This window comes from Gracilimonas sp. (assembly GCF_040218225.1).
Taxonomy (GTDB): Bacteria; Bacteroidota; Rhodothermia; order Balneolales; family Balneolaceae; genus Gracilimonas.
Genome location: NZ_JAVJQO010000009.1, coordinates 22,044 through 44,275 on the forward strand (window position 1 = coordinate 22,044; position 22,232 = coordinate 44,275).

Consider the following 22,232-nt stretch of genomic DNA (forward strand, 5'->3'; position numbering starts at 1 on the left):
CCAAATTCCAAGTCTCCGCGTGATTTTTATACAAAATTAAAAGTGGACTAGATTTTGCGTAATTATCAATCTCGCATTGAGATACGCTATTGACAGCCGAAAAATTATTACGCCTCAGCCACGGTTTTGTTACCTCTGAATAATGTCTTGAACCATTGTATTACTATACTGAGTGATACGGATAAAACGGGGGTAATAAATAAGGTCAGTATGGACCCGAACATTAACCCTCCAATCACAGCTTTTGCCAATGGTGACCATGTTTCTGCTCCGGAACCAATCTCAAGGGAAAGAGGAATCATAGAGCAGATGGTTGTGATCGCTGTCAATAAAATGGGTCTCATTCTGCGACGACATGCTTCCAGGATACTTTTTAACAGAGTAGAATCTCTTTTTAAGAGATCATTTTCCATGCCTTTGGTGTACAGGTGCATATAATCCACCAGTACAATTCCGTTATTTACAATAATTCCCACCAGCATAAATACCCCAATGTTAGCGGTAGTACTTAGTGGGTCGCCGATCATAAATAAGAAGGCAAGAGCGCCAAACATAGCAAGTGGAATACACAACCAAATTACGAATGGATCCCGGAAGTTTTCAAAGAGGGAAGCCATGATCATGAACATAAGTATCAAGGCAGCCATCAGAGCAAAACCAAACTCAGATTGCCCCTGCTGTGTCTCCTGTGTTCCGCCGGTAAACTCGTATCGGTATCCGTCAGGCAGAACGATCTCAGATTCTATGAAATCACGAACTACCTTCTCATACTCAAGCGCATTTCCCTGGATTTGAATATTCACATCAAGTACGGTCTCGCGATCACGGCGCTGGAAAGAATCAACTCCGCGTACGGGAATGAATTCACCTACCGCTGCAACTGGAATACGCTGATCCTCAAACTGAAATACTTCCAGGTCAAATAATTCTTCCCGGCTTGTAAGAGCTTGTTTTTGAGTACGGACTTCAATGGGGATTTCCCGGCCTTCATTAATAAAGTATCCGGCATTGTTACCAAGGGTTTGGGTTCTCATAGCCGATGCAATGGTATTCAGATTTGTGCCAAGGCGTGCTAGCCGCTCACGATCGGCTATAAAATGAAGTTCCGGTGTTGGATCTGTGCGGCCATTGTCTACATCAATAACCGTTGGATCCTGCATCATCCTGGCTTCAATTTTTTGGGAAATGGCCAGTAATTCCTCAATATCGGCTCCAATTAAACTAAGCCGGATTGAATTTCCACCTGAATCCCAGCCTCGCCCAAAGCGAAGTCCGCCGCCTTCAACCCGTACACGTACATCTACGCCCGGCGCGGTTAATTCCTGTCTGAGTTGAGCTGCAAATTGCGTGCTGCTTATCTCGCGTTGTGTTTCCGGGACCAGGGTCAGGCTGATTTCACCCCTGTTACTGGAATTATTCCATCGGCTTCGGCCAATATTGGTAATAATGGTTTCCACTTCCGGCATGTTATCAACCCGGCGGCTGAATTCATCCAATACATCCGCAGTCTTTATTAGCTGACTTCCTTCCGGAAGGCTGATGTTAACATCGATTTGCCCGGAGTCTGCTTCAGGAAATCCTTCTTTTGGGATGTTGGTGTATAGTAAAAATGTACCGGCTGCAATAGCTATCATTCCTAAAAGCGGAACCCACTTGTGTTGGAAAAACCATCCCAGGATTTTGGTGTAGCCTTTTTCGAGTTTAGAGATACCTTTAAAAGCCCAGTTCTTTTGGTTGAATTGTTTAGCATCCAGAGCCAAAAGTGAAATTACGGGTACCAGAATAATTGAAGACAGGAATGAAAACCCGATAGCAAAACAGATGGCATAGGCAAATTCCCGGAAGAAAGCGCCTTGTGTTCCTGATATCATAATGATAGGTACAAAGACCCCGAGGGTAGTAAGGGTAGAGCCAAGCAAGGCTCCAATTACCTCATTGGTTCCCTGGAGTGCGGCATCAAACCGGGATAATCCGTCTTCCAGTTTTCGGGCTATGCTTTCTGTTACCACGATGGAGTTATCCACCAAAAGCCCGATAGCGAGTGCAAGAGCAGAAATTGTAAGGATATTTAAGGTAAGGTCAGCTGCGTACATAGCCGCAAAGGTGGCAGCTATAGAAACAGGTATAGTAGAAGCGACAACCAGTGAAATACGCCATCCGCCCATAAAGACAAGAATGACCAGGATAACCACAACCAGAGCAGCCACAGCTGACTGGGACAGGTTATTGATAGAGTCTTCAATGGTTTTTCCTTCATCAGAAAGAACTCGTAAGGTGACTCCCGGCGGTAATACTTCGTTGATCTCAGGAACCACTTCTTTCACGGCATTTACCACGTCGAGCGTGTTGGCATCTGAATTTTTCTGGACTTCTACCGAGACACTGTTTTTGCCATTTACTTTTACCAGACTGGTGATATCTGTAAAGCCGTCGCTAACATCAGCGACATCTTTTACCCGAATGGGGATGCCATTTTCAGACATACGGATAATGGTATTCCGGATTTGCTCTACGGTCTCATAAGTTGATTCTGCCCGTATGCTATAATTTGTGCGGTTAGTAACCACATTGCCTATGGGAAGCTGAACATTGTTAGAGCGTAGTGCATTTTCAATATCAGAAGGAACAAGGTTGTATTGTGCCAGCGACATAGGCGAGACATCCACATAGATACGGCGTTCTAACCCGCCTTGAGTTTCAGCAGATGCTAGCCCTTCAATCCGTTCAAGTCGCGTTTCGACCAATTCCAGACCTATATTTCGAAGTTCGTCCAGCCCCCGGTTATCAGCGTCAATACTGAGCCTCATAATGGGCCTGTTTTCCGGGTCAAATTGGAAAATAACGGGTTCCTGGGCCTGCTGGGGAAGTTCACCCCGAATTTGATCGATGGCTTTCCGGACTTTTAATTCCGTTTTTCGGATGTCGGAACCTTCACGTAATCGCAAAATGATAAAGGCACTTCCGCGGCTAACCCGGGCTTCAAGGGTTTCAATTCCTTCAATAGCCGAAAGTGCTCCCTCTATAGGGCTTACAATGATTCGGTTGATGTCTTCCGGGGCTACATTATTATATCCGGTTGATACAGCCAACACCGGTATGTTTAAGGATGGATAAAGTGTAACCTTGAGATTGGTTAATGAAAATACTCCAAATCCGATCACGATCAGTGTAGTCATGATGACCGTGATAGGGCGTTTTAGGATACTTCCTGCTACGGAAAATTGCTTCATGCCAATGCCTCTTGTGGTTTAGCTAAAGGGTCTTCTTTATGAACGGCGTCAAAGCCGAATTTTTCAACCAGGCTGTTGATGATATTGTAAAAACAAGGCACTACAAAAAGCATCAACAAAGTACTCATGGTCAGTCCGCCAATAACAGTTCTTGCCATTGGACTCCATGTTTCTGAACCGGAACCCAATTCCAATGCCAGTGGCACCATCGAGAGGATGGTCGTAAATGCCGTCATCAAAATAGGACGTAAACGTCGGGTTGCTCCATCAACAATGGCTTTTTCCCTGTCAATTCCGCGTGCTTGTAAAATTTTGATGTAGTCAATCATCACAATACCATTGTTTACAACAATACCGGTTAACAAAATAAGCCCAACCATTGATGTTACACTTATAGAGGTGCCGGTAATCCAAAGCATAAGGAGTACACCTGTTAGCGCAAGGGGTATGGTCAATATGATGATAAATGGTTCGACCAGACTTTCAAATTGTGAAGCCATCACCATATAGGTTAAAATACCGGCGATCATGAATGCTATCATCAGGAAGCCAAATGACTCTGCCTGTTCTTCAGCTGTACCAGAAATTTCATACCTGTATTCATCCGGCCAGTTTACCTGATCAAGGGATGCCCGGGCTCGTTCGGAAGCAGTGGCAAGGTCAATATCTTCAAGCTCGGCTGTAACTTCCGTTACCCGTTCCTGGTCGATACGCAGTACATTAGTTGGGCCGGTGTAGCGCTCAATACGAGCCAGGTTCTTTAAGGGCATCCATTCTCCTGCCGGAGTTTGTATTTGTATATTTGCCAAATCTACAGATTGAGCTTTATCGCGGGGATCAAGTTCTACCACTACTTCAAATTCCACACCCTGATCTACGAAGGCTGTAGCCACATTTCCTTTTACGGCATTACTAACTGCGCTTGCCACCTGATTTGTATTCATGCCAAGGCGGGAAATGCGTTCACGGTCCATAATAAGCCTTAACTCTGGCCGCCCCTGATCTCCTGAACTGAATACGTTGTTTATCCCATCAATATCGAGGAGTCGCGATTTTACGCCATCGGCTAACTCTTTCTTGGTTTCGGGATTGTATCCAAAAATCTGTACGATCAGTCCTGTTTCTCCATCGGGACTGAGTGGGTCGATAATAACTTCCTGAATTTGTACTCCAGGTACAATTTGCAGCTCGCGTAGTAGCGATGCTGTGATCTCAGCCTGCGAGCGGTTCCGTTCACTTTGTGAGACCAATTCAACCCGAACTGTACCAGTAAAACCACCGGGATCGTCGGCCCCTTCAATACCTTCTTTGTCCCCATAATCAGAAACAACAAGCCGGGCTTCCGGAACTTCTTGTTGAATGATGGATTCAACCTGTGCCATCGAACGTTCCAATTCAAAAAGGTTAATACCGGGTTCACGCTGTACTTCAAGCACAAAAGCGTTCTCATCTACCCGAGGGAAAAATTCTCCTCCAATCACATAAAAAAGAGGAACACTGGCTACAAATAACAGGAAGGCTGCAAGTACAACGCGTCCGCTTTTACCGATTACTTTCTGGAGCTGGTTTTGATAAGTAGATTCGAGTCTTTGGAGCAGATCGCCAAAGAAACGAGCAATTTTATTATTTGCACTCATATCAAGTACTGAATCTTTAAAAAACTGGGAAGCCATCAACGGGATAAGCGTCAGTGCCACCAGGGTAGAAACGATCAGTGAAAATGAAATGGTAAGGGCGAGATCACGGAATAAAAACCCGGCAATGCCCGGGACAAACAAAATAGGAAGGAACACAACCAGCGTAGTCAAAGTGGATACAATGATTGGAACGGCAACCTCTTTAGCTCCGCTTACCGAAGCCTCATCTCGGCCGGAGCCTTGTTCCCTGAAACGGAAAATATTCTCAAGTACCACAACCGCATTATCAACTACAAGACCCACGGCAAGGGTCAAACCTGAAAGAGAAATGATATTCAGGCTCAGGTCGGCCAGATCCATCACTAAAAAAGTAGTAACAATAGAAACCGGGATGGAAATAGCAATAATAGTCGCCGAGCGACCGCTTCTCAAAAAGGCGAGCAATATCAGAACAACCAAAATAATTGCCTGAACGCCCGTCCAAAGCAGGTTGCTGATGGATTGTTCTATAAAGTCGGCCTTGTTGGTGAGTACTGACACTTCTACATCGGATGGCAAACTTACTTGAATTTCATCCAGTCCATCTACTACAGCATTAGCCGCAGTAACCACATTGGCATCACTCTGGCGATACACATTTACAATGATTCCATCTTCGCCATTTACCCGGACATTACCGATGGGTTGAGCGATACCATCATCTACGCTGGCAATATCTTTCAACAGCAGTGGCTGTCCATCTCTAACAGTGATGATCGTATTCCGAATTTGGTTCACGTCTTTAAACTCACCGATGGTACGTAAAGAGTAATTTGTATTTCCCTCAGTGAGCTGACCAGCGGGGACCTGGATGTTTTCCTGCTGAAGTTTCTGAGCAATTTCCTGAATGGTAATATTGTAAAGCCGCATCTGTTCATTGTTGATGCGTACGTTTATCTGCCGCTCAAGTCCACCGGAAGTCTCAGCGGAAGCAATCCCATTAATGCGTTCAATACGCTGTTCTAATACCTGTTTTGAGTACGTGCGTAACTCGCGCGGGCTACGGGCATTGGAGGTCAGGGTAAGCACGACAATAGGTTCCTGATTGGGGTCGTAAGAAAACACAAGCGGGGTTTCGGCGTCATCCGGAATTTGGCGTTCCACAAAACCCAGCTCTTTCCGCACGTCGTTTTCAGCTTGGTATAGATCCGTTCCCCATTCAAAATTCAGTTTTACGACAGAAGCACCCTGACTTGAAAGAGAGCGAACTTTACGGATACCACTAATACTCCCAACAGATTCTTCGATGGGGCGGGTCACCAGCGTTTCAATGTCTTCCGGGGCTACGCCTTCATAACTGGTGTAAACGGTAATGGTTGGAAATGAAACATCCGGATATAGATTTAATCTCAGATTCTGTAATCCATAAAATCCAAACCCCAGAAGGATCAGGGTAGACATCAAAAATGTAATAGGGCGATCAACCGCTAATTTGGATAAAGATCCCATGCTTACTGCTCGTTTGAGGTTGAATCAGCTTGTTGTTGTCTTAAGTCGCGAAGATAAGCCATGCGCTCTTCCCGAGACATATCCTGCATCTTTTCACGTGCTTCTGCACGTTCTGCTTCACTCATATTATCCAGTGGGTTTTGCCTTTCTCCTGATGCAGAGTTCTGCTCCTGATTTCCAAGCTGTCGTTGTTGCGGGGTCTGGAATCGTTCTCCGGATGCAACCTGAATGCGTGCACCATCATCCAGCCCGCTTTGGCCGGTTACAATAATTTTATCACTTGGAAGCAGACCGCTGAGAACCTCAATTCGATCTCCCTGTTCAATTCCCAATTCAAGTTCACGGCGTTCCGCAACCGTATCTCCTCGTGAGACAAACACGGAATAACTTCGTTCCAGGTCAATGGTATTTGTTTCCGGGTTGATTACCGTCTCTACCTGTTCCACCAGTGCACTTCGGGGTACAACCATTGCCCGATCTTTGGTAGTGATATTGATAATGTTCTCAACTAAAACCCCCGGATAAATGGAATTACCTCTGGAAGTAAGCGTAATAACAACTTCACCAAGTCCCGTAGTGGCATCCAGTTGAGGGCTTTTGCGGGATACAACGCCTTTAGCACTTACTCCGCTTTCATTTGAAACTCGCAAACTAACTTCTTGTCCAATCTTTACAGCCCTCCAGTCCTGAACGGGCAGATATATTCTTGATTCATACCCATTGGTACTGGCGACCTGGAATAACTCCGTTCCATTAGTGGCTAAATCACCAACCTCGAGAGCTCTTGATGTAACCACTCCATTTACCGGAGATCGAACAACGGTGTTATTAAAATCCTCTTGTGCTTGTGTGAGTGCAGAACGCGCTGACTCAAACTGTGCCCTTGAACTCTGATAGGCTGCTTGTGCAATATCTAATGCTGATTCGCTGGTTAAATCGCGCTCCATCAGGCTTTGTTGCCTTATATATTCTGAGCTGTCTCTGCGAAGGGCGATCTGGCTTTGCTGTAATTGAGATTTCGCCTGACTGAGCTGATCTCTGAACGTGGCATCGTAAATTTTAGCGAGTGCTTCTCCCTGACGTACCGTGTCTCCAAGATCAACATAGATTTCGGTAATGCGATTGCTAACCTGTGGTAAAACCGAAATTACGTTTTGAGCTTTTACGTTACCAAAAGAGCGAACCTGATCGGCTATAGCATCGATTTCGACTTCGCTGGTTTCTACACTGGTAGCCTGACGGCCACTAAATCCAGAAAAACCAGACCGACTATTTTCATTCGAATTATCATTGCCACAGCTAATTAGTAATAAGCTAAGAACAGCAATTTGTAAATAAGATATTTTCACTTTGTCTTGATTGAATTTTAGTCTTTTTAGACCCTAAAGGTTGAACAGCTTAAGTTCATTATAAAGTTTGATTTTACAAGGTCTTGTTTTGTAAAAAAAAGAAATTAATAGTTACGAGTTGTAACAAGATTGAGAGGAAATGAATCCTTATCTTTAGAAGACAAATAACAATCAAACTTTCGTTCACTTATGAAATTTTTTATTGACACAGCCGATCTCGATGAAATTAAAGAAGCCAATGACCTTGGTGTTCTTGATGGGGTGACGACCAACCCAAGCCTCTGTGCTAAAATTGGAGTTCGGGATTTTGAAGGACATATCGCCAAAATTTGTGAAATGGTTACCGGGGATGTTTCCGCCGAGGTTGTTTCAACTGAGTATGACGATATCGTGAAGGAAGGCCGGAATATTGCAAAAATTGCCGACAACGTGGTGGTTAAAGTTCCTTTGATTAAAGATGGCATTAAAGCGATTAAAACTTTTTCTGAAGAAGGAATCAAAACAAACTGTACCTTGTGCTTTTCTCCCACACAGGCGCTGATAGCAGCAAAAGCCGGAGCTACTTACATATCCCCATTTTTAGGTCGTTTGGATGATATTTCATCCGACGGCATGCAGCTGATTCGTGATATCGTCACTATTTATGACAACTACGGATACGAAACGGAAGTATTGGCTGCAAGTATCCGTCACCCAATGCATCTGCTTGAATGTGCAAAAGAAGGAGCAGATGTAGCTACTATGCCTCTTGGTGTAATTAAGAGCTTGCTAAAACATCCACTGACCGACAGCGGGCTTGAGCGCTTCCTGGCTGATTGGGATAAGCTTCAAAAAAGCCTGGAAGACTAAGAATTACTTAGCGATTCCTGAGTAGAATCAAGGATGTATATAACCGTATAAATTTAAAAGCGGAGGAATTTCCCTCCGCTTTTTTAGTTTCTACAAACCGGCATTTTTAAATTCAGGAGCTTTTCTGACCTTCGTGCCTTGTTCAAAAGCATAAGCTATTTCGAGAAGTTCGGGTTCACTCCATGCTCTTCCAAAGAATGAAATTCCCACAGGCAAGCCATCAATATATCCCATGGGAACTGTAATGTTTGGATATCCCGCACGGGCGGCAGGGGAACTGGAAGAAACAGCAAAATTATCGCCATTGGTAAGGTCGGTTTTCCATGCAGGTCCGCCGGTTGGTCCAATAATAGCATCCAGGTTATGCTCATCCATTACCTTATCGATGCCTTCCTCGCGGGTGAATTTCATCATTCGGGACAGTGCATTGGTATATTCTTCGGAAGTTAAATCCCCCTTTTGACTGGCAGTAATCAAAAGATCATGATCGAAGTAATGCATTTCTACAGAGTCAGCCAGGGTAGAGTCAACCAATTCAGACATGGATTTAACCGGAGCATCATCACCAAGCGAAGCAAAGTATTTATTCAGTCCATCTTTGAATTCATAAAGCAATACCTGGAAAGAGTCTCCGCCCACATTTTCTGACGAGATGCGGTCGATCTCGATTACAGTTACTCCCTGGCTTTCCAAAAACCGAACGGTTTGGTGCATCAGGGTATCTACGCGGTGATGCCCGCCAAGCGAGCCGGTCCATAGCCCGATTCGTTTGCCTTCTAATCCATTTGCATTGAGAAATTGAGTGTAGTCGGCATGAAAATTCCCTTCGCTTGCAGCGGTTTTAGAGTCTGCCTCATCTATACCAACCATGGTTCCAAGCGCGATAGCAGCGTCTTCAACGGTGCGGGTCATAGGTCCGGGAGTGTCCTGGGTATGCGAAATAGGAATGATTCCCGAACGGCTTAATAATCCTACGGTTGGTTTGATACCAACCAACCCGTTTGCTGAAGAAGGACAGGTGATAGATCCATTCGTTTCAGTGCCAATGGCAAAGACGGCTAAATTTGCCGAAGCCGCAGCTCCCGAACCGGCGCTGGAACCACACGGGTTTCGGGTAACATCGTACGGATTGTGTGTTTGTCCGCCTAAAGCACTCCAGCCACTGGATGAAAAATTACTATGAAAATTAGCCCATTCACTCAGGTTGGCTTTACCAATAATGATAGCACCGGCATCTCTTAGTTTTTGAGTGATAAAGGCATCCTGATCAGGAACAGAACCTTTCATGATGTTTGCCCCGGCTGTAGTTGGCATATCGTAAGTGTCAATATTGTCTTTCAGTACAACCGGAATTCCATGCAGAGGGCCTCTTTTGGTGCCCGCTTGCAGTTCTTCATCCAGCTGCCGTGCAACTTCCATGGCATTTGGGTTTATATAAATCATTGAGTTGAGCTGGGGCCCAAAATCATCGATTGCCTCAATGCGTTTCAGGTAGGCATCGGTTATATCCTGGATAGTAAAATCCCCATTCTCATATCCGGCTTGTAATTCAGTAATGGTAATTTCTTCAAGGTCCAGTTTATGATATCCGGATTGTGGCTCGCAGGCAATGAATAATAAAAAAGCGGACAGTAAATAGAGTGAAAGTTGTTTCATGGGTAAGGTTGGTTAATCCATTAATTGAGGATGGAATATACAAGGGAAGGGATGGATTTCCAGTGTAATTGGAAGTTTTTACAGCGTATGCTTGCGTAATATTTTATTCATCAAAAATTCATATGAAAGGTGTACAGTGATTTAAGCCTTTTGTAAAAGGTGGAATCTAACAATTTTGGGAGGGAGCAATCATGAAGAATATCGTGATTTTAGGTGCAGGAACTGCCGGGACGGTAATGCTCAATAAACTAAGGTATGCTCTTGAGCCTGATGAGTGGAAGCTGACCATCGTTGACAAGGATGAGAATCACTATTATCAACCGGGCTTTCTCTTTATACCGTTTGGAATATATAAACCGGAAGAGGTTGTCAAGCTCAAAAGAGACTATCTCCCCGAGGATGCAGAATTCATCGTGTCAGATATTGACCAGATTGATGCTAAGAACAAATTGGTTTATCTGGATAATCAGGATGTTCTTCAATACGACTATTTAATTATTGCGACCGGAACGGAAATTTGTCCGGAAGAAATTGAAGGGATGAAGGATGTACATTGGTATAGTTCCATTTTTGATTTTTATACACTTGAGGGAGCTTTAGCTCTGGCAGAATTTCTGAAAACATGGAAAGGCGGAAAAATGGTCGTGAACATTGCAGAAATGCCAATCAAATGTCCGGTAGCTCCTCTGGAATTCGTCTTTCTGGCTGATGATTACTTTCGAAAAAGAGGAATGCGTGAACAAGTGGAAATCATTCTTGTTACACCATTGGATAGTGCTTTTACAAAACCGGTTGCCGCCGCTGAACTTGGAGGGTTCATGAGTGACAAGGGAATTAAAATTGTCACCGAATTCAATATTGGCTGGGTAGATAATGAAAGGAAAAAGATTGTTTCCTGGGATGAAAGAGAAGTAGATTTTGACCTGCTTGTTACAATTCCTACAAACATGGGGAATAAAGCTATCGAAAGAAGTGGGTTGGGGGATGAGCTGAATTTTGTTCCAACCGATAAACATACACTTCAATCCAAAGAATGGGAGAATATCTTTGTAATTGGTGATGCTACCGACCTTCCAACATCCAAAGCAGGATCCGTAGCCCATTTTGAGTCAGAGATTCTATTTGAGAACCTTATGAATATTATTAAGGGTCGCCCTATGACCGCGAGTTTTGATGGTCACGCTAACTGTTTTATAGAATCAGGAGACGGAAAAGGTTTGCTCATTGATTTCAACTATGAGGTAGAGCCACTGCCGGGTAAATTTCCTATTCCCGTCGTTGGTCCTTTCTCTTTGCTAAAGGAAACCAGGATGAATCACCTGGGGAAAATGGGATTCAAGTGGCTCTATTGGAACGTGCTGCTAAAGGGAATGGATATGCCTCTTGAATCAAAAATGAGTATGTCTGGCAAATATTACCCGAATGTGAAAAATGGATTTTCATAAACAAAAAACTGAGGTTTGTGATGGATGTTAAACTATTAAATAAACAATTGGAATATGATAAAGACGGTCACTTAGCTAATCGTGAAGATTGGTCAGAAGCACTAGCTCAGGAACTGGCTTATCTGGAAGATGTAGGGGAGTTAACCGACCGGCACTGGACGGTCATCAATTTCATGCGCAAAGAATTTGATGAAAAGGGAGATGCTCCTTCAATTAGGAAGCTTAATAAACAGAGTAGAGTTTCAACAAAAGAACTGTATGCACTTTTCCCAAAAGGTCCGGCAAAGAAGGCAGCTAAAATTGCGGGCCTTCCCAAGCCAAAAGGATGCATTTAAATATTAACAATGGTTAAGGAGGAGGTGTTATGGATAAATTCGAATCTCAAACAATGAACGCCGGTCTTTATGATCGTGAAGAAAAAGCCAAACCGATAGAAAGAGTATCTATAATTATTTCCAAGGGATCGTTGGAGGGAGTGTATCCTGGCTTAATTATGGCAAACGGAGCGCGTATGGAAGGAATTGAAGCAACCATGTTCTTTACTTTTTTTGGGATGGAGGCAATCATCAACAAAAAAATGGATCACTTGAAAGTAGCTACTGTTGGCAATCCTGCTATGCATATTCCTACAATGATAGGCGGACTGCCGGGGATGTCAGCATTTGCTACCAGTAGAATGAAGGCAGAGATGGAAAAGCTGGATATCCCGCCGGTTAGAGAGTTCCTCGAGATGATACATGATGCGGGCGGTCAACTTTATGCATGCAGAGCATCGGTTGATATGTTCCATCTTACGGAGGAAGATTTCTGTGACGAACTGGATGGTATACTTTCAGTAGGTGAATTCTATGAGAAGTCGGCTGGTGCAGAAATTATATTCACCTAATTAAAACTTAAAAGTAAAAGCACCCCAAAGATAATGTTTGGGATGGTACCGTATTTAGCATCATCCCAAGCACCTATGATCATTACTTGTGAGATCAGGATAGCGGAAAAACCAAGACCAAGATACAGACTGTTTTCAGCCATATAAAGATTAACGGCCGAGATAATGAGAATAAAACTGATCAGCCAGAAAGTACCTGCTGTTTTAGAAACAGGAAGTTTTAATTCTCCAAAATCTGCAAATTGGTATGCTTTTAAAAAGCCAAGGAGATGGATGAGGCCATGAAGGGTCATGAAAATGGCAATGGCTGTTTTCATGTAAACTCCTTTTCTGATTAGAAATTATCGGATTTTAAGAAGCTTTAGTAAAGATTTGATGAATAAACGAGCTTTTACTTAACCAGGGATAACTTTCTGGATGCCGAAAAGTCCTCGGTTTTAATGCGGTAAATATAAAACCCACTGGATAGTTTAGAAGCATCAAAAGTAACAGTATGCCAGCCAGCTGATTTATAGTCATCTTCCAGGGTGGCTACCGTTTGTCCAAGCATATTTAGCACTTCTATTTCTACATGGGTAGCTTCCGGAATGCTGTATCGTATGAATGTTATAGGATTAAAGGGGTTGGGATAGTTTTGTTCCAGTTTATATTCCAGATTATTGCTGAACGCCGATTTTCTGACCGGAGAACGTACTGCTTTAAAGCTTCTCTCCTCAGACCAGTCCGAGTTCCCTCCAATATTGGTCGCTTGCATACGCCAGAATAATTGCTGTTTGGAAGGAAGGTTCTTCTCGAAAGTCAGGGAAGAGTCAGTTGCAATAAAAGTGGAATCGAAGATCACCTCTTCAAATTCTTCGTCTGAGGCTAATTGAAGCCGGTAGTTTTCGGCTCGTTTTGTTTCATACCAGGAAAAAAAAGGTTTTGTGGAAGCATCTTCGGCTTCATCTTCGGGTGTTTTTAATTCAACAACTTCCGGTCTTTCTATAATGGTGATAAACTCAGAAGGTTCACTCCAAGGCCCCATCTCGTCGGCATTTGTACCTCGTACCCGCCAGTGATAATAGCTTAGATATTCTAAAGGCTCTTTCAGGGTATATGTGGTAGTATCAATATCAGTAATATTGAATTTGACAGGGCTAAAATCTTCATTATCAGAAATTTGCAACTGATAATGATCAGCCAAAAATGCTTCTTCCCAACTAAAAGTGGGAGAGGTATTAATGTGCTCTTCCAAGCCAAAAGGCTGTTCCAGTTCTACGATTTCAGGTATACGAAAGACTTTCAGGGGAAAGATTTTTTTGTAGAACTGACTTTCAAAACTGAGATCGTATTCTCCCTTATCATTTACTGTAGACTGCCATATCATCGAAAAAGTAGTGTCTTCTCCGGGATCGAGTGAGATGTCGAATAATTGGTCTAGTTCAGTTCCTTTTCCGTCATTAAGTATGATGTCATTTGTGTCAGAGTAGTACCCCGCATTTTTTACAGCGACTTCAAACTCGATTAAATCACCACTGGTTATGGAAGACGCTCCTTCAACTTCAGTAATTACGAAATAAGGCATGGTCCATAACAGTTGTGGGGTTTTATCGGGCACATAACCCCAGATTTTATTAAATGAAAACCCCTTCAAATGCTGATAGCTTTCAGCTCCTGTAATTTGGGCAGCAGAAACAGCAGATATGCCCTCCATAGTACCCTTACTTAGGGGTTTTTTCTGTGTTGAGGAATCTTTATTCCAGAAACCAGCTTTTACCGGATCACGGTTCACCCCGATAAACCCCCCGGCATCAATGGTTCCTTCAACTTTGCTGGTCGTATAGCATTCTTCGATGATTCCATCTTTGCGGTTTACCCCAGCTAAACCACCTACCAGATTAAACCCTTTCACATCTCCAGATGAATACGACCATTGTATCTCACCAGAGTGATTATTTCCGACCAATCCCCCCACATACGACCTTCCGGATGCAGCAGCTGTTGAAAAAGAACGAGTGATTATTCCTCCATTACTTCCGGTAAGGCCTCCAACCGAAGAGGCTTCTTCTCCGGTAGCTGAGCCAGATGATATTGATTCTGAGATCAAGCCATCATAATTATTTCCAACCAATACGCCAATATTATGTCCGGTTCCCGAGACCTGAGCCTCAGCTACAGCCCGAATAACTCGACCCCGGTTAATTCCGGTTACGCCTCCTACATAAGAGCGACCAATGACAGAAGTTTTGCTCTCCGTGTTTTCAACCCTTCCCCGGTTAAAACCAACTATGCCACCCACATATGTTCTGCCTGTTATCTTTCCTGTAACTGAAGAACCTGAGATCGTACTTTTTGATGCACGGCCAGCAAGACTCCCGGTTGTATTTCCGCCTTTTATGAAAATGCTATCCAGATGAATATTCTGCAATTCAGCATTGTTTAGCAGTCCAAATAAGCCAACATATTCTGAATTAGGACGGTTTATATTAAGCTTGTTAACTCTAAAATCCTTTCCATCAAGGCTCCCTGTAAATCCCTTATCATTTGAGCCAATCGGTAGAAATCCTTTTCCATCATTCCAGGATGAAGTTTCAGCTGCTTCAATATCATTAACAAGAATGAAATGTTTATCCAGATGATTACTGACTTCCTGAAGCTGCTGTATATCAGATATTTGATACGGATCATTCGCTGAACCTGAACCACCGGAAAATTGTGCGTAAACTTCACCCAAGCCCGATAAGCATAAAAGAATGATATATAAGTGAGGCCTGAAAAAGATGTTTTTAGTCACAAAATTAAATTTTCATCTAAAGTCTTTCCTTCTCTAAAAAATATCATTTTCAGTGGTAGGTGCCAATAGGGATATTCCAGGAATGTAGTTCTGGGTTGCGGGCAGGCTCAGTTTCTTAGCCTTGAAAGGTGATTGTAAAAGTAGTCCCGATATCGACCTTGCTATCAACAGAAATATGACCACCCAGACTGCTAACATGATTATATACTAAATAAAGACCAATACCTTTACTGTCTTCGAGATCATGAAATTTTTGATACAGCCCAAAAACTTTTTCCCCTTGTTTTTCACTATCAAAACCCCGCCCATTATCAGAGAATATAAGCTGCTTTTTACCCTCAGCTATTTGTGTGGTGATGGAAATAACCGGAGGCCGGTCGGGATGGGCATATTTAATGGAGTTCGAAATAAGGTTTAGAAAAATACTTTCAAGGTAATCGGGGTGAAATTCTATGATTTGAAAATCATCCAGATTAATATCAAAAGTGGTTTCTGAATCTGATATGAGGGATTCTAGGGAGTTAATTACAGATTTCAGTACGTCCGCAATATTCAAGTCCCCGACAGGAATATGCAGTGTCTTATTATTTTTTAGCCCATCAATATGTTGATCCAGAGTTCTCTTAAGTTTTTCCGTGGATGTTTTAAGCAACTCCACAAACTCTCTGGTTTCAGGTTCCTTGATATTGGAAATATCCATCAACCCAAAAATAGTGAGTATACTGCTGATGGGAGACCTTAAATCATGAGAGGTGCTAAAGTTCAGTTGCTTTAGCTGCTTGTTGGATTGGGTTAATTCAGATAAAAGCTTATTTCTTTTCTGTTCAAGCTTTTTCTTATGTGTGATATTTTTAGCAATGGCATATACAACCTCTTTATCGGCCTGGGGAATAGATGTCCACGAAAACCATAACGTTTTTCCGCTTTTAGAGATATAACGGTTTTCAAAGTTCAGTAATGGCTTCCCCGCATGAATATTTTGTCGATGCTTCGCCGTAATTTGCTTGTCTTCCGGGTGCACAAAATGATTGACGGGTTTAGCCATTAGCTCTTCTTTCGAATACTCCAAAAGTTTACAGAGGGCTGGGTTTATTTTTTTGAAATAACCATCAAAGCCCGCAATGCATAACAAGTCAGTCGTTTGCTCAAAAAAGGGTTGTAATGAATATTCAGTTATTTTTTCCGGATTCTTGTCCATTTCGTATAAAGATTTGCAAATACCTAAAGCTTCTTTTCAATATAGGAAAGAGAAACCAATTTCAGCCATAGACTGAATAACGGTAAATGCACCATAGGTTTAGAAGCTTATTGCAACCCAATTCTATCTAAGAAACAAGGTTTTAACTTTAAGCTTCAGGCTTCTCCTATTAAATCCTGAGCTATGATTGAAGAAGAAAGTACTCCGGGTAATCCTGCACCGGGGTGTGTGCCGGCGCCAACGAAATATAGATTTTCAACATCTTCTGATTTATTGTGAGGCCGGAACCAAGCCGACTGAGTCAAAATAGGTTCTACAGAAAAAGCAGATCCTTTATAGCTATTTAATACATTTTGGAAGTGCAGGGGATCTATGTAGTGTTCAGCAATAATATTTTCCTGCAAATCGGGCAGATAGTTCTCTTCCAGGAAGTTCATGATAGCGTCCCGGTATTTGGGCGCCATTTCATTCCAGTCGGTACCGCTGTCCAGATGAGGTACAGGAGATAGTACATAAAACCCTTCACAACCTTCCGGGGCCATAGACGGATCAGTGATGGTAGGCATATGTAAGTAGAGAGAGAAGTCTTCTGCCAGATGTTTTTTATGAAAAATATCTTCCAGTAATCCCTTGTATCGGTCGCCCAGAATAATATTATGATGAGCCAATCCGGAATCGAGGTATCGTTTTTTGGTTCCAAAATAAATCACAAAAAGCGACATGCTGTACTTAGTGCGCTCAATCTTGCGATCGGTGTATTTTTTGCGGTGTACAGGGTTGATTAGGTTTTTGTAGGTGAAGGCTACATCGGCATTAGACACAACTTCATCAGCCTGTAGTTTTTCTCTATTCTTGAGTCTTACACCGGTTGCTTTGCCGTTTGTAATAAGGATTTCCTCTACCTCAGCTTCAGTATGGATGTTGCCGCCTTGCTCGAGGATAAGTTTCTCAAGGGCATTTACAATGGCTCCGGTTCCACCCATCGCATAATGAACCCCCCATTCACGTTCCAGGTAGTGAATCATAGCATAGATTGAAGTTGTATCAAAAGGATTACCACCTACCAAAAGAGGGTGAAATGAAAAGCAGCGTTTGAGGAAGTCATCCTCTATAAACTGCTCTACGTATTTATAGACTGTTTTGTAAGACTGAAGCTTAATAAGGTCAGGAGCTACTTTCAGCATATCTGTAAACTTCAGGAAGGGCTTGTCTGCCAGTTCCACGAAGCCTTTGTCGAATATCGCTTTCGTGGTTTTGATAAACTTCTCATAGCCTTCTATATCAGACGGATTTCGCTTTCGGATTTCTTCCAGGGTAAACTCATGATCATTATTATAATCGAAGTGTTTCCCATCAGCATCAAATATTCTGTAGAAGGGATCGCAGGGAACAAACTCCACGTAATCTTCCCGTTTCTTTCCTGCTGCTTCAAAAATATCATCAAACATAAATGGAGCCGTAATAACCGTAGGACCGCCATCAAACTTAAAGCCGTTTTTCTCATAGACGTAGGCACGCCCGCCAAGCTTATCTCTTTTTTCGAGGATGGTAACATCATGGCCGGCAGAAAGCAGCCGGGAAGCCGCGCCTAAGCCACCAAATCCGCTGCCTATAACAATGATTTTCTTTTTCATTGAAAGTTAATTTTAGGTTTTGTGCGGAAAACGGAAAATCAGGACTAATCAATCCCGAAATTTCAATTATTTTCAATCTGTTTTACGAAACCTGCATGCCCTTGCTGGTTTAAGCGATTCATCTCGTTTTTCGCTTCTTCAGGATCTGTATAGGTTCCTTTATAAACGCGGTAAAACTTTTTGCCATTTACTTTAACAGTCTCTACAAAACTTCCGTCAACTTTTGCGGAATGCTTGTCAGCTTCGCTCTTGGTTTGATATGATCCAAGCTGAACGGTGTAGGTGGGTACTTTGATATCTGTAATTCGCGAATTCTCCAAATCTCCTTTAACCAGATAAAGTCTTACCCGGGCAGTTCCAGGGCCAATCATATCAATTTCTTTAGCAGCAGCTCTGGATAAATCTATGATTCGGTCTTTTGCATATGGTCCGCGATCGTTTATGCGAACCTGAACTGTTTTTCCGTTATCCAGATTTTCGACCAACAAAATTGTTCCAAAAGGAAGTGTCCGGTGAGCGGCTGTTACTCCATCCATGTCATAAACTTCGCCATTGGCGGTTAGTTTTCCATGGAAATTAGGGCCATACCAACTGGAAATGCCGGTTTCGATGGAGCGGGCATTTTCTGAAGAAGCGGGAGCTGTAAAATCAGCTCCTCTTTTTGTAACTCCACAAGCAGAAAATATAGCTGCTGAGACTACAAACAGAGTAATGACTTTAAACGAATGCATGCAGATGATTTAAATTGAACTACTAAAATATATCCTGCTTTGTGGTGAAATGCTATCAGGCAGATTTCAGAATAACCGAAAACACGGACCCTTTGCCAGCCTCGGTGTCCAGTTCTATGCGCCCATCCATTCTGTGAACTAATTTTTGAACAATAAAGAGTCCGAGGCCCGTAGTCTTTTCACCACCAGTTGGGGCGGCAGATAATTTAGAGAACTTACTGTACAGTCTCTTTTTATCCTCTTTCGTGAAGCCAGGTCCTTCATCACCAACACTAATTTTAACCTTATCTGTATTTGAGAGATGTTGTACAGTGATGGTTACTTCAGAGTTTGGCCGGGAGAATTTATAGGCATTATTAACCAGGTTTTCCAGTACCCGGGTTAACGCGTCTTGATCAGCTAAGACATCAGGTATATTATCCTCAATTTTCAAGGAGGTTTTAATAGATTTTTTCTCTCCTAAAATTCTGAGGGAATTGAAAACTTCGGTAACGGTTTGTTCTGCAGAAATCGGTTTTGGATTAATCTTAACTTCACCTAGTTCAATTTTATTGGCGTCCATCATGTTGCTGACCAGATTATTAATGCGCATGGTCAAGTCATGAATGTTGCCAGCATATTCCTCGATCTCTTCAGGAGGGAGTTTATCTGCATCCATTGCCAGGAGCTCTGATATAGCTGTGATGGAACTAAGAGGACTGCGTAAATCGTGTGATACTACACCAATGAAGCGGTGGATATTATCGTTGAGGTGGGAAAGGTTTCTGGCGCCGTCACTTAAAGATTTATTTAGAGCATCCTGACGTTCCTGCTGTTTTTTGTAGGAAAGAAGGATAGTGCCCAGAATCAAAAGACCTATTAGTGAGATAGAAAATAATATGATGAGAGCCTCACGGGTAAGCCAATCTAAACTTCCTGCAAAATGAAGTAATCCCAATGGGTTAAAATCGAGCAGATAGTTTAATCCTACCTCACCCACTGAAATAGCACACAATCTATCCCAGAAGCTTAGTGAGACGATTAACATACCTGCCAGGTATGTGCCGCCAATCATTTGTTACCCTTAAAAGCTGTATTTCCTAAAGTTTGAGGAATATAGGCTTATGCTTTGATAAAATCATTTTCGAAAAATTTTTCCGGAAATTTTTTCTAAATCGCAGTCCTTTGATTATTAGAACTGCAAAAAAACCACCCGATCAGGTAGTTTTTTATCAAAGGAAAAAGAGTACAATAATATTTAATCCGTTGTTTAGTGCTTTGTAAAGATCTAAAACAATACAAATCAAATAATAAAACTATGCGGTTATACAAAACTCTGCTTGTTCTGTGCGGACTCTTAATAAGTTCTGCAACGCAAGCTCAAAGTGTAATTTCATTTATGGGCGGCACACTAGAAAGCTCAACTATGACGCTCAGCTTTACGGCTGGTGAAGCACTGGTTGGTAACTTTAGTGGTAACTCTATAAGTGTAGCAGGGGGATTCAGTAATGGCAATGACCTAGTGTCTACATCTAATGAAATTCCAAAGGATGACTTGCCGGTTACATTTCGGTTAAGGCAGAACTATCCGAACCCATTTAATCCTTCCACAAACATTTCCTTTGACTTACCAAGGTCATCAGAAATCAGGCTGGAAGTTTTTAATTCGATAGGTGCAAAAGTGGCAATACTTGCTGAAGGGCGAAAACCAGCGGGCAGTTACACACTTCGTTTTAATGCTTCAACTTTTGCCAGCGGTATGTATTTCTACCGGTTTATAGCAGATGGTAAAGTTATATCAACTCAAAAAATGCTTTTGATCAAGTAATTTAAAAAAGGACAATAAAATGAATAAAATATTCTACAAACTAATTTTTACGATATTGGCTGTATTATTCGCAGCTGAAGTGATGGCACAGGTTCCCCAGGGATTCAATTTTCAGGCAGTGGCAAGGAATGCAGATGGCGATCTGATAACTAATTCGGAACTTGGCGTGCGGGTAAGTGTGCTTCAGGGAAGTGAAACAGGAACGGCCGTGTATATCGAAACTCAAACACCAACTACAAGTGCGGCAGGCTCTTTTCAGATTGTGATTGGTGAAGGCACTTCGGAAGATGATTTCAGTACCATCGACTGGTCATCTGATAATTATTATGTGAAACTGGAAATCGATGCTGCCGGTGGAACAGAGTACGAAGAACTTGGAACTACACGACTTCTATCTGTTCCATATGCTTTGCTTGCTCATGATGTAGTAAATGAAGGAAGCGGAAGCACTGAACCAATTACAGAGTATACTCTTAATACAACGGAAGGAGATACATCATTTACTGTGAGCGCGATCGGTAATTCTGGTTTGGCTGCTATCAGAGGTAACTCCAGCACAGATGGAGTAAATTATGGTGTTATTGGTACAGCAAATTCAACCTCTTCTAATGCCAATACTATGTATGGAGTATTCGGAACGGCTCCAGGAGATGGAACAGGTACTCAAATAGGAGTCATAGGTTCAGCAATCAACGATGCTGGTACAGGCGGCCGGCGTTACGGGTTATATGGTCAGGCTCGTTCTCAGGGAAGAGAAAACATTGGGGGATTTGGTGTAGGCCTTGGCCCTGGTGATGGAGAAATAGTGCCTTTAGGAGATCCTCGTGAAGCCGAGGGAAATGTAGGTGGCTATAATGTTGGTTTCGTGGGCTGGGCTCGTGATAACTTAAATGGAAACCTGGGAATTAGAGGATTTGTTTATGGAGATCAAGGCGGAAGAATAAATATAGCTGGAGCATTTCATAATGAAGCAACTGCTATTGGTATTAATAATGGTGTTGAAACCCTTGTGAAAGGATCACAAACTTTAAACCGGGGATATTTTGGAGTAGTTGATGGGGCAACCAAAAATATTGGTATGCAGATGTATGTCAATAATGGGATCTCAAATATTGGTTTAGATATTCATGCTGATACAGCGGCCGTTTTTCATGGCTTGGTAGAAGTAAATCATGACCTTCAAGTAAATGGTGATATCCGTCATACAGGGGGTATTACCCAAACCTCTGACCGTAATCTGAAAGAAAATATTCAGCCGCTGCAAAATGGGTTGAGTACTATCATGAAGCTAAACCCCACCACCTATCATTTTCGGGGTAATGGAGAGTATAAAGGACTGAAGCTTTCTTCCGGTCTGCATTATGGGCTTATTGCTCAGGAAGTAGAACAAGTTCTGCCTTCGCTGGTCAAAAATAATCTTCATACTTATTCTGAAATGAAGGTAGACGGGCAAGGTCCTGACGCCATATCAGAAACTGAAATTGAGAAAACCATGGAATATAAAACCATGAACTACACGGAGCTGATTCCGGTGCTCATCAAAGGAATG

16 protein-coding genes are annotated in these 22,232 nt (G+C 42.6%); 6 read left to right on the top strand and 10 right to left on the bottom strand.

The window, feature by feature from the left end:
* Positions 1–107 precede the first annotated feature (107 nt).
* Genes RIB15_RS15580 through RIB15_RS15590 form a run of 3 tightly spaced genes read right to left on the bottom strand, consistent with a single transcriptional unit; the run spans position 108 to position 7,704 of the window.
* A complete protein-coding gene (locus RIB15_RS15580) occupies positions 108–3,230 on the bottom strand; it encodes an efflux RND transporter permease subunit (RefSeq protein WP_350203100.1) in 3,123 nt (1,040 codons plus the stop codon).
* Positions 3,227–6,355: an efflux RND transporter permease subunit gene (locus tag RIB15_RS15585; protein ID WP_350203101.1), complete on the bottom strand. Its 3,129-nt coding sequence runs from the start codon at positions 6,353–6,355 to the stop codon at positions 3,227–3,229. Before RIB15_RS15585 ends, RIB15_RS15580 begins: the two co-directional genes overlap by 4 nt.
* A 2-nt stretch (positions 6,356–6,357) precedes the next feature.
* Positions 6,358–7,704, bottom strand: a complete 1,347-nt coding sequence (locus RIB15_RS15590) for an efflux RND transporter periplasmic adaptor subunit (RefSeq protein WP_350203102.1) — start codon at positions 7,702–7,704, stop codon at positions 6,358–6,360.
* A 189-nt stretch (positions 7,705–7,893) separates the two neighbouring features.
* Between RIB15_RS15590 and fsa the strand changes: the two genes are divergently transcribed.
* Positions 7,894–8,553 (top strand): fructose-6-phosphate aldolase, encoded by a 660-nt coding sequence (fsa, locus tag RIB15_RS15595; protein ID WP_350203103.1) that lies wholly within the window; start codon positions 7,894–7,896, stop codon positions 8,551–8,553.
* A 90-nt stretch (positions 8,554–8,643) separates the two neighbouring features.
* Here the strand turns inward: fsa and RIB15_RS15600 are convergent, their stop codons facing one another.
* Entirely contained in the window at positions 8,644–10,209 is a 1,566-nt protein-coding gene (locus RIB15_RS15600; RefSeq protein ID WP_350203104.1) for an amidase, read from the bottom strand.
* 191 nt (positions 10,210–10,400) lie between these two features.
* On the opposite strand from RIB15_RS15600, the gene sqr reads away from it, so the two are divergent.
* From sqr to RIB15_RS15615, 3 genes are read left to right on the top strand one after another with little or no spacing between them, the layout of a single operon-like run.
* The gene (gene sqr, locus RIB15_RS15605) at positions 10,401–11,654 is read left to right on the top strand and encodes a type III sulfide quinone reductase, selenoprotein subtype (RefSeq protein WP_350203105.1); all 1,254 of its coding nucleotides are present in this window, start codon (positions 10,401–10,403) and stop codon (positions 11,652–11,654) included.
* A gap of 20 nt (positions 11,655–11,674) precedes the next feature.
* Positions 11,675–11,989: a TusE/DsrC/DsvC family sulfur relay protein gene (locus RIB15_RS15610; RefSeq protein WP_350203106.1), complete on the top strand. Its 315-nt coding sequence runs from the start codon at positions 11,675–11,677 to the stop codon at positions 11,987–11,989.
* A gap of 53 nt (positions 11,990–12,042) precedes the next feature.
* Positions 12,043–12,540: a DsrE/DsrF/DrsH-like family protein gene (locus tag RIB15_RS15615; RefSeq protein ID WP_350203117.1), complete on the top strand. Its 498-nt coding sequence runs from the start codon at positions 12,043–12,045 to the stop codon at positions 12,538–12,540.
* Here the strand turns inward: RIB15_RS15615 and RIB15_RS15620 are convergent.
* The 6 genes from RIB15_RS15620 to RIB15_RS15645 all read right to left on the bottom strand — a co-directional run bounded on the left by RIB15_RS15620 (position 12,537) and on the right by RIB15_RS15645 (position 19,930).
* On the bottom strand, positions 12,537–12,857 hold the full coding sequence (locus tag RIB15_RS15620; RefSeq protein ID WP_350203107.1) for a hypothetical protein: 321 nt from the start codon (positions 12,855–12,857) through the stop codon (positions 12,537–12,539). The genes RIB15_RS15615 and RIB15_RS15620 overlap by 4 nt on opposite strands.
* 74 nt (positions 12,858–12,931) lie before the next feature.
* Entirely contained in the window at positions 12,932–15,253 is a 2,322-nt protein-coding gene (locus RIB15_RS15625; protein WP_350203108.1) for a T9SS type A sorting domain-containing protein, read from the bottom strand.
* Positions 15,254–15,428: 175 nt separating this feature from the next.
* Positions 15,429–16,511, bottom strand: a complete 1,083-nt coding sequence (locus tag RIB15_RS15630) for a PAS domain-containing sensor histidine kinase (RefSeq protein WP_350203109.1) — start codon at positions 16,509–16,511, stop codon at positions 15,429–15,431.
* A 155-nt stretch (positions 16,512–16,666) separates the two neighbouring features.
* A complete protein-coding gene (locus RIB15_RS15635; protein WP_350203110.1) occupies positions 16,667–18,145 on the bottom strand; it encodes a phytoene desaturase in 1,479 nt (492 codons plus the stop codon).
* A gap of 62 nt (positions 18,146–18,207) precedes the next feature.
* Positions 18,208–18,876: a septal ring lytic transglycosylase RlpA family protein gene (locus RIB15_RS15640; RefSeq protein WP_350203111.1), complete on the bottom strand. Its 669-nt coding sequence runs from the start codon at positions 18,874–18,876 to the stop codon at positions 18,208–18,210.
* 55 nt (positions 18,877–18,931) lie between these two features.
* Positions 18,932–19,930: a sensor histidine kinase gene (locus tag RIB15_RS15645; RefSeq protein ID WP_350203112.1), complete on the bottom strand. Its 999-nt coding sequence runs from the start codon at positions 19,928–19,930 to the stop codon at positions 18,932–18,934.
* 243 nt (positions 19,931–20,173) lie between these two features.
* On the opposite strand from RIB15_RS15645, the gene RIB15_RS15650 reads away from it, so the two are divergent.
* Positions 20,174–20,683: a T9SS type A sorting domain-containing protein gene (locus RIB15_RS15650; RefSeq protein WP_350203113.1), complete on the top strand. Its 510-nt coding sequence runs from the start codon at positions 20,174–20,176 to the stop codon at positions 20,681–20,683.
* 19 nt (positions 20,684–20,702) lie between these two features.
* Positions 20,703–22,232: tail fiber domain-containing protein (locus RIB15_RS15655; RefSeq protein ID WP_350203114.1), on the top strand; the 1,530-nt coding region annotated here is incomplete at its 3' end.